Here is a 12,914-nt window from a genome sequence, read left to right on the forward strand (position 1 = left end):
CTAGCTTGGAGCAAACAGCGCTCTGAGCTGGTATTCAGTTTCATAGGTTTTTTATGACTTTAACAACACGAATCCTCTTAGCCATGGGGCTGGGCTTGCTGGTTGGTATCAGCTTTAAGATGATCATTGAAGGTGGTGGTAGCTTTGGCCAGTGGCTGCAGGTCTATATGGTTGATGGGGTTTTCGATGTTGTTGGTCAAATATTCGTCAAATCGCTTAAGCTGCTTGTGGTGCCCTTGGTATTGGTTTCCCTTATTTGTGGCTCTGGAGCCCTAGGTGAACAGGGACGAGTAGGCCCAATGGCGGGTAAAACGGTTGGTTTATATCTATTAACTACCTGTATTGCGATTACTTTTGCACTCTTTGCGGCAATATTGATCAGCCCTGGAACCGGTATGGACCTGCCGACGACGTCTGATTATGTTGCTAAGGAAGCGCCGCCGTTTAAACAGGTATTGATCGATATTTTCCCTAGTAACCCTGTAGCCTCTATGAGCACTGGCAATATGCTGCAAATTATCGTATTTGCGCTGTTATTTGGTATCTCGATGTCTCGTGCAGGCGAAGCCGGTAAGCGTTTGCTGTCATGGTTTGAAGATGTAAATGAAGTGATCATGAAAATGGTCATGATGTTGATGAATTTTGCCCCTTATGGCGTATTTTGCTTGTTGGCCAAGCTGTTCTCAGGCTTAGGTTTTGAGGGCATCAATAAGCTAGCGGCTTATTTCTTCACAGTATTTGGTGTGCTGGTACTGCATGGTATTGTGGTTTACCCAACCTTATTACGTGTATTTGGCGGCCTAAACCCAGTTACTTTCCTATCCAAGCTGCGTCCACTGATGATGTTTGCTTTCAGTACCTCATCGTCGAATGCTTCGATTCCTGTGACTCTGCGTACGGCTGAAGAGCGTTTAGGTGTTGATAACCGAGTTGCTTCATTTACCGTTCCTCTAGGGGCTACGATCAATATGGATGGCACAGCGGTGATGCAGGGCGTGGCCACTGTTTTTATCGCCCAGGCCTATGGCATCGATATAGGCCTAACGGGTTACCTGATGGTCATTCTGACGGCGACAATGGCGTCTATTGGAACAGCGGGTGTACCTGGTGTGGGTCTAATTACTTTAGCCTTGGTGCTTGAGCAGGCCGGATTGCCGGTGGAGGGTATAGCGCTCATTATTGGCGTTGATCGTTTGTTGGATATGGCTAGAACAGTCGTCAATGTAACAGGAGATTCCGCTGTTACAGCTATTGTCGCCAAAAGTGAAGGCGCTTTAGACAAGGAATGTTTTGATGGCCCAGTCAAGCCTATGCAGGATCACTAAAATTAGTGAGGCCTAGAAAGAAAAAAGGAGAGCTAATGCTCTCCTTTTTGGTCCATTGGGGCTTCATTACCAACCAACGTGCCCTAATAATTGCTCCCTGCACCCTTCCTTGAAAAGTTTTCGTCACGGTCCTTGTGACAGACCTTTTCCTTTAGGACGAAAACTAACTCACAATCTGTGTATTTCCGTTTCAGATAAAGCGCAAAAGCTATGTGCCTGCCGAGCAATGCACTGCAAACTTCCTGTATTGTGCTTCTTCCTTGTAGCTGCGCTCTACTGAGAGTTTTGATCGCTTCCGAAGAAGAGCCGCTTCCTTTTGGCTAGGTGATCACAGCAGATTGTGAGGTTTAAATATAGAACGACTGGCGCTTTTTCTGTATTACAGCATATTACAACTCGGCGTGTATTGTGGTGTAATAAAGCCTCTTAATGACTTGCATAACTGTCATCTAGCCAGCTGTAGTAGCTGATTGAGGGTGAATTTGTAAGCTGCTTTAAACAGTCGCTCACTGTTTCGGTAATGGCTTATATTAAAGGGCCTAGGCTGAATAGAGGCTGACTGTAATATTGCTGGTATTTTAAGCAATAAGGTTTAGCTGCATCATAAGCAGCGAACCAATACACTACCAAGGACTTCGGGAGTTATTACATGGCGCAAATGCGGGATCTTGGATCTGGCCGCGTTCAGCCTTTGCGCGCCCATCACACTTTTGGCCGTTTGCAAGATCAAGTAGACAGCTGTGTTGATTTGGCCGCTGTATCAAGAATTCATGCCGCCATCGAATGGAATGGCGTCTCATGGTTGCTGCGTGACTTAAGCCGAAATGGCACATGGTTAGATGGTGAAAAACTATCTACCGGGGAGCCCTGTGCGCTTAAGTTAGGGCAGAAAGTTCATTTTGGTTCACCTGAACAAATGCCTTGGCTTGTCGAAAACCTCGATGCACCCCAGGACGTTTTATTCTCTTTGCAAGACAGTACTAACTACTGTTTGCAAAACTACCATTTATTACCGGATGACGAAAAGCCAGAATTGGCCTTAAGTTTGAGTGCGGAAGATGGCCAATGGCACCTTGAGGATATTTCTACAGGCGAAACCCGAGTGCTGCGCCACGGTGATAAATTCCATTGCCAATCACAACTGTGGCAGCTGTTTTTAGTTGAGCAAATAGCGGCTACCGAGCAAGTCAGTATTAAACCTAGGCATTTTTCGGATTTCGATTTTCGTTTTGAGACAAGTTTAGATGAAGAAAATAGCCGCTTGAGCCTGTGTACGGACTCAGGGAATATAGATCTAGGTGAACGCTCACACCATTATGTGTTGTTGCATCTGGCCCGTCATCGAGCAGAGGATGCCCTGAGCGGCTTAGATATTAATAGTCAGGGCTGGGTGGATACGGAAATCTTAGCGAAAGAGCTTGGTTTAGATGCTGGGCATTTAAACATTCTGATTTTCAGGGCTCGCAAGCAACTTGCCGAGGCATTGCCTACTGTCACCGGATTGAATAAATTAATTCAACGAATGCGGGGGCGCCTGCGTTTTGGCGGCAGCCGCTACAGTGTATGCAAAGGCGCCGAAGTAACTCATCGATTAGACGCTACTGTCGACTTGTGATTTATGAATAGTAGTGAACACCCCAAAACAATAGAAAACTACCGTGTTCATGATGTCATTGGACAGGGTGGCATGGGGGTGGTTTACCTTGCCGAAGATGATCGCCTGCAAAGACAAGTGGCTATTAAGTGCATTAATGAACACATCGCTGATGAAGTCTTAACGGAGCGTTTAAGACATGAAGCGCAATTGCTGGCTCAGCTGAACCATCCCAATATTGTTCAAGTTTACGATTTTATTGATAACCAAGATAACTTAGCCTTGGTTATGGAGTATGTTGAGGGGCGTACTTTAAGACAATATTTGCGTGAAAACTTATGTGATCAAAAACAGAAGCTATTATTTTTGGCGCAAATAGCTGATGGCTTAGCGGCCGCGCATAATGCAGGAATCGTCCATCGAGATCTTAAGCTGGATAACATTTTAATAAATCGCCAAGGTCTATTAAAGCTTACTGATTTTGGCATTGCTAAATCACAAGACCCCAACGTAACTAATCTTACTCAGCACGATGCGGTATCTGGAAGCTATAGTGCGATGTCGCCCGAGCAAATTCGTGGCGAGAAGGTTGGCCCTGGTAGTGATTTGTTTGCTTTTGGTATTTTAGCGTGGCGCATATTACTGGGTAGGCACCCCTTCGGTGATGAAGCGGGCCAGCTATTAATGATTGAGAAAATACTCAATAACACCCCCCAGCGCATGTCCGAGACCGAGGCGGATCTGCCAGCTGAGCTATGTCAGCTAATCGATAGTTTGCTTATAAAAGACCCCAAGCAAAGACCTTCCAGTGCAAGCTGGTTGGCAAGGCAGCTGCAAGTGCTATTGCCACAGGTTTCTGATGAGCTAAGCGGAGAAATGACGGCGCATAATATACTGCGCTCGGATTTCAATATTCCCTCCCCTAAAGTTAACTACTGGGGGCGCATTTCCAAAGTAGTCGGGTTTAGCCTTGTGTTGGCTGTAGTTGCTTATATTGGAATTCGATTCAACCCATTGGAGTTACTCTTTAAGCAGCCAGTAATGCATATTGCCGTAGTGGAACCAGAGCTAGAAGCCAGCGACCCTGCACAATTTAGAGATATGAAAGCATCTGTGTTTTTGGCACTCCAGGATGGTGTTAGAAGCTTACCGAATAGCCATTTAATTTCACCAGCTGAAGTTAATTCGGCACGCCGCAGTGGTGGCAAGTTGGGTACTGCGGTGGGTGCTGATATCGTTTTAAGCAGCCAGTTAAGTTGTGAACAGCAAAGATGCCAATTAACGCTATCGGAGTTATCGGGCGATCGCTGGGCCGTTCAACAGCAGAATCGTCAGGCACTGCTGAATAAGAAATTATTAGAAGTACATGGTCGCGGTCAAGAGGCGGTTAGGAAGCTGATGAATGCAAGTGGCATGGCAATGCCACTTGTGGAAGTGGTTTCCGAAGCGGATTATCAACAGTTTCTAAAATTAAAGCAGCTGCAAATAGATGACTCTAAGTCCGCACTTGAACTGCTTGATAAATTAGAAGCGATGCAGCGCCGTGCACCAAGGTTTTGGCAGCTTTACCAACTCTATGCCGATGTGAGTTTGCAACAGTATCGAGCTCAGAGCAGCGAGGTAATTCTGACTAAGCTGCAAGAAATGCTGAATAAGGCAGGGCCACTATTTTCACAGAGTGTCGATCTTCACGAGATCTGGTTTGATATCTATTTGCTCCGTAAAGACTATAACAAGGCTGTGGGCAGCATTGAGTTAATGTCTAAACTAGCTTTAGACCCTTGGGATAGTGAACGAATGTTGGCCCAAGTTGAAATGGCTCGAGGTGATACCACCGCGGCAATAGAAAAATTTAGTAAACGATTGCAGTTGCGAAGCAGTAGCCAAGCGTATAGAGACTTAGCTGAGGCCTACTGGAAGGCGGGTGACAAGGAAGAAGCGGTAGCTAATATTCAAGAAAGCATAAAATACAGCCCGGAAGACATGCAAAGCCACAGCTTGTTGGCGAGTATTTTTATGGCCAGCGGTGATTTCTCTGCTGCTAAAGAAATGTATCTAGAAATATTAGCAAAACATCCGGTTGTTAGCGTTTACGAAAGTCTTGGTCTACTGGCTCTATTAGAGAGGGACTACAGCTCGGCAATAGACTACTTTTCAAAGGCAAAGCGACTAAAGCCAAAGGAGCGTTTATATTCATTATACCTTGGTGACAGTCATCTCTTGGCTGGCAATCTGCAAGCTGCGCAAGCAGAGTTTGAAAACGTAGCATCTTTCGATGTTGCAGATGGCAATGCCAGCGAGTTGAGTTATCAGGCCAGGTCTTTGATTCAAATGGGCGAGACCATGGCTTCCTTGAGAATTCTTCAAAAAGCACAGGCGGTGGATGCTTCGAATAAAAGCGTAGCTTTTGCATCGGCAATTGTGTATAGCAAGGTTGGGAACTATGACTCTAGTTTGTTGTGGATTGAAACGGCAATAGACATAGGTATACAGAAGAACTGGTTTGCCTTGCCGTGGTTTGATGTTTTATGTAAATCAGAAAGATCAGTTAAAGAGTTTGAAGATATTACTGGTTTGAACTGCTCCTTCCCGCCCCTAAAAAGCGCTGTCCTTTAAGTTGTGTAGTAACGAAATTCGCAAAGAAGCGTAGTAGATCCATATGAAAGAGATCGATTGCCCAGAAAAAATCTCCCATTATCGCATTCTTGGTGTTCTTGGTCGTGGTGCAATGGGGGTTGTATACCTTGCAGAAGACGCTCGTTTAAAGCGTAAAGTGGCAATTAAGTGTTTACACAAAAATCAGCATGCTGAGGTTTTGATTCAACGCTTACGCCGCGAAGCTAAAGCGCTGGCAAAGCTAGATCATCCAAATGTAGTAAAAGTCTATGATCTGATAGAGCAAAAGGGTGATGTCGCTCTTGTTATGGAGTATATGGAGGGCCAATCACTTAATCAGCGAATAAAAGGTTTTCATTTATCACTACGTCAAAAATTGACATTGCTTGTCCAAATCTTAGATGGCCTTTCTGCGGCGCATAGAGCGGGGATTATCCATCGTGACCTGAAGCTGGATAACATCTTAGTAGATATAGATGGACGTGCAAAAATTGGTGATTTTGGTATTGCAAAAAAGCAGTCAGAAGAAACACTTGAACTAAGTAGACATGGTGGCGTTTTAGGAAGCTTAGCTGCTATGTCCCCAGAGCAAATACGTGGTGAAGACCTAACGGAGGCGAGTGATATATTCTCTTTTGGCATGATTGCTTGGCAAATACTAAAGGAAAGGCATCCGTTTCAGGCCGAAAATGAATTGTTGAAAGTAGAGAAAATACTTAATGAGCCGGCTGCCTCTTTTCAAGAGGAGGGGCTGTCGAAAGGTCTGGTCGAACACCTAGATAAAACTCTGGTAAAAGATCCGGCAAATCGGGCTTCTGATATTTCAGAGATAATTAAGTCACTGAGAGCATGCTCAAAAAACTTGAATGAAAGTGAGAGCGATCCGACTTTGACTAATGTGAGCGAGCTGTTTAGGAAGAAGTCTTTCAAAGATGTTCGGCGCAAATTATTAATTGCCGTCTCTGCACTCCTTTTGATAACTATTCTTAGCTTCATTTTGATCAGCCATATTAAACCTGAGAACGAAACCGTCTACGTGGCAGTCTTGCCCCCCGTTTTACATGTGGAAGATAGCCTTAGCTATGCCGAAGTTCAGAAGACTGTTTATGACGCTTTACAGGAAGGCGTTATCAACTTAGATGATAGTTATCTGATTCCAGCTTTTGAGGTGGCGGATTATCTTGAGGAAACTGATCAAATATTCTCCGCATTGTCTGCGGATGCGGTTTTAAAAAGTGAGCTAAGCTGTCGAGACTTTCGTTGCGACTTAAATTTGATTTTAGAGTCGTCTAAGGGAAGGCTATCAAGAAGATTCGACCATATCGTGGATCCTAAACTGTTGGAGGTTCATCGTCTAACTCAGTTAAACCTAGCTGAGTTATTCCCGGGGAGGAAAGGGCTGCTCGCCTTGAGCGAGGTGGTTAGCGAACAGGATTATAAAGAATATGTAAAACTGAATTCTAACTCCCAGAAAAGTGAGAGCAATTATACTGAGCTGATTTTCCAGCTTCAGGGCTTGATTTCCCGGGCGCCCGATTTTGAGCCTTTGTATGAATTATTAATAAAAATTAGTCTTGATCAATACAGTGAAACAAAAGATGAGTCATTTAAGGAACTCATTCTAGAAGCTCTGAAAACGGCAGAATACTCAAAAATTAATCGCAATAAACTAGGTCTACTACGAGCTGAAGTATATGCGGAAATTGGCCAGCTTGATCAGGCTTTGAAAGAAGTATCTAAGCTAGAGAATGATTTTGGAGATATCAGGCAGATTCATACCCTCAAAGGGTTGGTAGAGGAAAAACGCGAAAACTACAAAACAGCAGTTTTTCATTTTCAAGCGGCTAGTGAGCTTAGACCGAGTGTGCGGGCATATCGGGATATGGCAATAAACTACTGGTATTTAGGAAATGTGGACAAGGCCATTTCTTCTCTAAATAAAGCGCTCGAAATAAATCCTAAAGATATGCGTGCGAGCCTATCTCTGGCGGCGTTCTACATGACAAAAGGAGATCTAGACAAAGCAGAAGATCTTTATCTAGAATTTGAAGAAAAGTCACAGGTAAGTTCAACAGTCGTAAATATCGGTTTGCTGTACATGCTTAAAAGGCAATATAAAAAAGCCGAAAAGTACTTAATACTTGCTGGGCAGAAAACACAAAAAGAAGGTAACTGGAGGTTAAATCTAGCGGATAATTACTTGTTGCAAGGGCATGACGAAAAAGCTAAAGAGCACTATTTAATATTGATTGATTCTTTGAAGTTTGAAAATGACAGCGATAGCCTAGCAGGCTTGGCCCAGGCCTATATTCACACGGGGGACTCAAAAAAAGCTTTGGAGGCTCTACAAGGGGCAAAGCAAATATCACCTAATAATTCCGATACGCTTTATGCAGAGGCCATTGTGTATACCAAGCTATTAGATTTCTCATCCGCATTACTAGCGGCCGAAAAATCAATAGAGCTTGGCGTTGGAAAAGTGTGGTACCTACTTTCTTGGTTTGATCCCATTTGTGAAAGCGAAGATTATCGAAAACAGTTTATGGAGCTTACAGGCAACCCTTGCTTAATTTAGTCCGCATGGATTAAAAGCTTGTTCTAAGCATATAAACGTGAATCCAAGTAAACATTTATTGTTTCAGAAAAACACATCAACATAGCGTCTATCTTGGGGTATAGGCTCACAAACTGGCGGAAACTCCCGCTTGAGCCCGGCTAAGCCAACACCAGCGATATGCCCCTGTTTACATTCATGGGCAAAACTCATAGTTATGACTATTTAGCTGCTATCGTATTTCTGCTACTTTAATGGCTACCTCATACTCTCAAGACAAAACCATTTTAGTGTGAATTGGATCACAATAAGAAGACGCTATGAAGCACCCAGATCGTCCAGACAGTATCGCTCATTACAACATCTTAAGTACCCTTGGGCGCGGGGGGATGGGGATTGTATATCTAGCGGAAGATCGTCGCCTAAAGCGCAAAGTGGCTATTAAATGCCTTTATAAGCAGCAATCCGAAGCTTTGATGGAGCGTTTACGCCGCGAAGCCAAAGTGCTTGCCAAATTAAACCATCCAAACGTGGTTCAGATTTACGATGTCATTGATCAGGGTGATGAATTTGCTTTGGTCATGGAGTACGTGGAAGGCCGCTCTCTTTGTCGACATCTTAAAGAAAATGATCTTAGCCAACGCCAGCAGCTGGCTGTGCTCGTTCAAATTTTAGACGGCTTGGCGGCAGCTCATAGCCAGGGAATCATTCATAGGGATTTAAAGCTCGATAATATTTTAATCGACGCTCATGGCCGGGCAAAAATTGGCGATTTTGGTATTGCCAAGCGTCAATCTGGGGACACTATCGAGCTAACTAAGCACAATAATATCTCGGGCAGCCTGGCGGCAATGTCGCCAGAGCAGATCAGAGGTGAAAAACTAACGGCTGCAAGTGATATCTTTTCTTTTGGCATTGTAGCTTGGCAAATACTCAGAGAATGCCACCCTTTTGAGGCTGAAAGTGAACTGCTTAAAGTCGAAAAAATTCTGAATATGCCAGCCCCTTCCCTAGCCTGCGAAAGTTTACCAAGTGGTTTTACGGATTGCCTAGATGCATGTCTTGAAAAGAGCCCAGATAAGAGGCCGCAAGATATCCCTGAATTGATCAGAACTTTAAAGTCACATTCGGTACAGCTTAGCGATAAGGTGGACGACCCCACACTTACCCTATATGGGGGTAGCTACAAGGCGATATCAAATAATTTAAGTTGGGTAAAACTGGCGGCTTATTTAACGTCTGTGGTTCTATTGGTTTTTATCGCGCTAGAGCTTTATCGCTGGTCCCAGCCTGAGCCTGAAACTATTTATGTTGCAGTGCTGCCAACAAAGAAAGTATTTAAGGATGGTTTAGACTATCAGTTTACTTCAAAAACTGTGCAGGACGCCCTCAATGATGGAGTGATACGAGCGAGGAATGCCCATTTAATTTCGGAAAAAGATACTGTTTCCTACAAGGAAAACCTAAGTGATATTTTTACGGATTTAGGTGCTGATATGCTCATACAAAGTGAGCTGGAGTGTCAACGATTGCTTTGCGAGCTGCGGCTTAGAAATATCCGAAAGGGAGTAAAGGATAAATCAAGTACGATAGAATTAGTGGATGAGAGCCCGCTACAAATCTATGAGATTGTCCAAAAGAATTTGGCCACTCTTTTTGAGTTTCCAAGGGGAATAACCTCTCTTAGCGAAGCTATTGATGAAAAAGCTTATCGCAGTTATGTCGAGAGCCGCTTAGGGCATGAAAATGGAAGTTTGACAAAAGCTGAGGCCTTATCTAGTCTGGCCCAGTTGATAGAATCTTACCCTAAGTTCGAGCCTGCATTAGCCCATTACGTCCACCTTTCTTTAGATACCTACCACGAAACCCAAGATGAATCTTTCGTCAATAAATTAAAGGAAGTTATCGAAGTAGCAAAGTCAAATAATTCAGATAGCCTGATTCTAAGGCGATTGGAGGCGGAATTTCTCACTGAAATCTCAGATTTCGAAAGAGCAGAGATGGCAATTTCTGCTTTTCGAAGTTTAGGTGGAGGCGAGCGTGACAAGGAGTTTTTGCTTGGTATGCTGGAAAGAGCAAGGGAAAACTATGATCAATCAATTGGGCACTTTGAGATTGCTTTGCAATATAGAGAGGCTCCAGAGTTGTACTACAATATTTCATTAATTTTGTGGTTGCAGGGAAAATCTAAAGAATCCATAGAAAAACTAAATGAAGCTGCGAAGAAGTATCCTGGTAACATGGATATCAGCTATTTAAAGGCCTATGTTCTTACATATTTGGGTGGCTTAGATGAGGCTGAAGAGATTTACCTGAATCAGGTCAAGGTTTCTCCAACTAGTTTTGTACATGCGAATCTGGGTCTCGTATACATGTTGAAGAGAGAGTACCTTCTGGCTGAAGAACAATTGTTAATCTCAAAGAAGTTAAGCCCAAGTGGAGATGGCTGGATTCTAAACTTGGCTGATAATTATCTACTTATGGGAAAAACAAAAGAGGCCGGCGAGCTTTATGAGAAAATCTTGAGCGATCGACAAGGAAAAAGTGATGTGAGAGACCTCATACCTAGGTCGCAAGCTTTTGCCCACTTGGGAGACTTAAAAAATGCTCTAAGGGAAGTTCGAAAGGCAAAAGAGATTGTACCGAGGAGCCCTGATGTGGCTTATACAGAAGCGCTTATTTTTACAAAAATGAAGGACTACTTGTCGGCAATCGTGGCTATTGAAAACTCGCTTGAATACGGAAATGACAAAATTTGGTTTTCTATGTCTTGGTTTGATGAGCTTTGTAAAGATCCGAATCATGGTGCGAAATTTACAAAGCTCACCGAGCTTAAATGTGAACCCTAACAAGGTTTAGCGTTGAATATTTCCTTTAGGATCTGGAGATTGGTAAATAGTTGTAGTCCCGTTTTCACTAACGTGGGCTGCAACAAAAGAAAAGCCAACGGTTTCGTCAAGATTCCCCAGGCTTTGAATGTAAGCCTTTAATACCTTGCCGTTGCCGCCAATTTCTGTTCTTACATCATGTAGAACATCGGCGGTATTCTCTTCGTTTTTACAGCTTTTGGTTCCTTCCATAGCAAAGCGCCAACCAGGTTTATTCATGGTGACTACTAATACACATAATTCCGATTGCTTTTGTAGCCATGAGGAGTTTTTATCAAAAACAACGGAGAAATCATCGGCATCTTGGCAATTTCCATTCTCGTCAATTTGGCTAAACTTCCACTCCCCAGCTACGTCACCATCGGGCAAGCTAGGCTCTAATGTGAAATTCTGGATGCAGCCTTGGCCCTGAGGGACCTTAATTACTAATGTACTTGCAGTAGACATAAGAGTCTTCCTTTTGCTGTTATTTTTTTAGATCAGAGCAGCAGGGAGCCTACTTAGGCGGCGTCCTTGCGGCCATTACGGGTTATTACAGGCCCTTACAAGCGGGCGTAATAATTTGAGGGATAGATAAAGCCTTTAGCAAAGTTCTTTCACTATTGAGAGCAGCTCGTCTTTTGATTCAGCGATGCTTTCAACGGCTTCTTCGATTTGTTCTCGCGATAAGTGCAGCTCTTTTAATAGGCTGTCCTCAACCGGCAAGTTGGGGCCGTGGATAAGATTCTGCTTACACAACATGGCTCTAGCGACATACACCAGTTGAGCGTAAACAATTTGCTCATCTTCGGCTTGCGGCATGCCTTGTAAGCGCAAAGCGGCGACCACTTCAGGTGGCATATTCCATAGATCCATCAGCCAAGAGCTCAACTGATCGCGGCTGATTTTTAGTACGTGGCGGTCAACGGCTTGATAAGGAATGTGTGGGTTAGCTTCTTGCAGGCGGCAAATGTCGCTGTAGTGGGGTGAAAATACTTCAGCCATTACCAGTGTGCCAAAGTTGCTGAGCAATCCTGACAAATAAGACATGCCAAAGCCAGGGCGATGCTCTCTAGGGATCTTGGTGACTAAGGCCTCAACCATGGCAGCGGTAAATACCGATTGATGCCAATAATGAGTAGAACCGGCAGGCCCTTCTTGGGGCATGTTCAAGGTTTTACCAAGAGCAAGACCCAATGCCAAATTTAACACCATATCAAAGCCTAGAACCCTGACGATGGCATCGTGAATCGATTTAATTTTTCCGGGTGCTGAGTAGTATGGCGAGCTAGCCCAGCTGACTACCTGTGCTGCTAGGCTTGGGTCCATCTCGACGATACTGGCTAGATCGGAGATGTCAGCATTGGGGTCTACTCGTAAATTGATAATTCGCTGTGCTGTTTCTGGCAGCGAAGGCAGCTCAAGTGTTTCTTCTAAACGCTGTTCGATGCGTCGCTTGGTAAAAGATTGCACAGACTGGGTAATGGCCGCTGCATCATCGACTAAAGCATCCGCGCTTATCGGCAAGCTGATATCACCAATTTCGGCATCGTTCATGGCTAGCTTGAAATCGGAGGTACTGACGGCCAAGACTTCACCTAAGCTGCCAGAAGCTAGCAATAGCTGATCTGTTTGTAACAAGCTCGCATCCACGATGGTGGGCATTCCGGCAAGCTTTGGTAGTGCTGGAATATTTTGCAGCTTGTACTTATCGAATAGTAGTTGGAGATCTTTTTGTTTGGTGGCCCGCAGCTCTCGACCTAATATCTCATTGACAAGGCGAAGGTCTAACAATCGATCGGCTGGCAAGAGCGCCTGCAGTTGGCCAAGATTATCTTGCAAGATAGTGGCGCGCACACGGCGACCGCTACCTGGGGGGAATTTGGCGCTAGCAATTTGATAGCCGATGTTTTGAGTGTCCAGTTGTTCCATAACACTGGTAGGTACGCTAGACAATC

Annotated in this window: 7 protein-coding genes; 5 read left to right on the forward strand and 2 right to left on the reverse strand. The window is 44.2% G+C overall.

Annotation, left to right across the window (positions count from 1 at the left end):
* Positions 1–53 precede the first annotated feature (53 nt).
* The 5 genes from Q1A41_RS16225 to Q1A41_RS16245 all read left to right on the forward strand — a co-directional run bounded on the left by Q1A41_RS16225 (position 54) and on the right by Q1A41_RS16245 (position 10,938).
* Positions 54–1,325: a dicarboxylate/amino acid:cation symporter gene (locus Q1A41_RS16225; protein ID WP_299981107.1), complete on the forward strand. Its 1,272-nt coding sequence runs from the start codon at positions 54–56 to the stop codon at positions 1,323–1,325.
* Between the two features lie 649 nt (positions 1,326–1,974).
* A complete protein-coding gene (locus Q1A41_RS16230; RefSeq protein ID WP_299981109.1) occupies positions 1,975–2,940 on the forward strand; it encodes an FHA domain-containing protein in 966 nt (321 codons plus the stop codon).
* Between the two features lie 3 nt (positions 2,941–2,943).
* A complete protein-coding gene (locus Q1A41_RS16235; protein WP_299981111.1) occupies positions 2,944–5,535 on the forward strand; it encodes a serine/threonine-protein kinase in 2,592 nt (863 codons plus the stop codon).
* Positions 5,536–5,578: 43 nt separating this feature from the next.
* On the forward strand, positions 5,579–8,110 hold the full coding sequence (locus Q1A41_RS16240) for a serine/threonine-protein kinase (protein WP_299981113.1): 2,532 nt from the start codon (positions 5,579–5,581) through the stop codon (positions 8,108–8,110).
* A 299-nt stretch (positions 8,111–8,409) separates the two neighbouring features.
* Positions 8,410–10,938 carry a serine/threonine-protein kinase gene (locus Q1A41_RS16245; protein WP_299981115.1) on the forward strand — a complete coding sequence of 843 codons (2,529 nt, stop codon included), beginning with the start codon at positions 8,410–8,412 and terminating at the stop codon, positions 10,936–10,938.
* Between the two features lie 6 nt (positions 10,939–10,944).
* On the opposite strand, the gene Q1A41_RS16250 is transcribed toward Q1A41_RS16245, so the two are convergent.
* Positions 10,945–11,424: a DP-EP family protein gene (locus tag Q1A41_RS16250; protein WP_299981117.1), complete on the reverse strand. Its 480-nt coding sequence runs from the start codon at positions 11,422–11,424 to the stop codon at positions 10,945–10,947.
* A gap of 135 nt (positions 11,425–11,559) precedes the next feature.
* Entirely contained in the window at positions 11,560–12,912 is a 1,353-nt protein-coding gene (locus tag Q1A41_RS16255) for an HDOD domain-containing protein (protein ID WP_299981120.1), read from the reverse strand.
* Between the last annotated feature and the right edge of the window lie 2 nt (positions 12,913–12,914).

Source organism: uncultured Pseudoteredinibacter sp. (genome assembly GCF_947502065.1).
Classification (GTDB): Bacteria; Pseudomonadota; Gammaproteobacteria; order Pseudomonadales; family Cellvibrionaceae; genus Pseudoteredinibacter.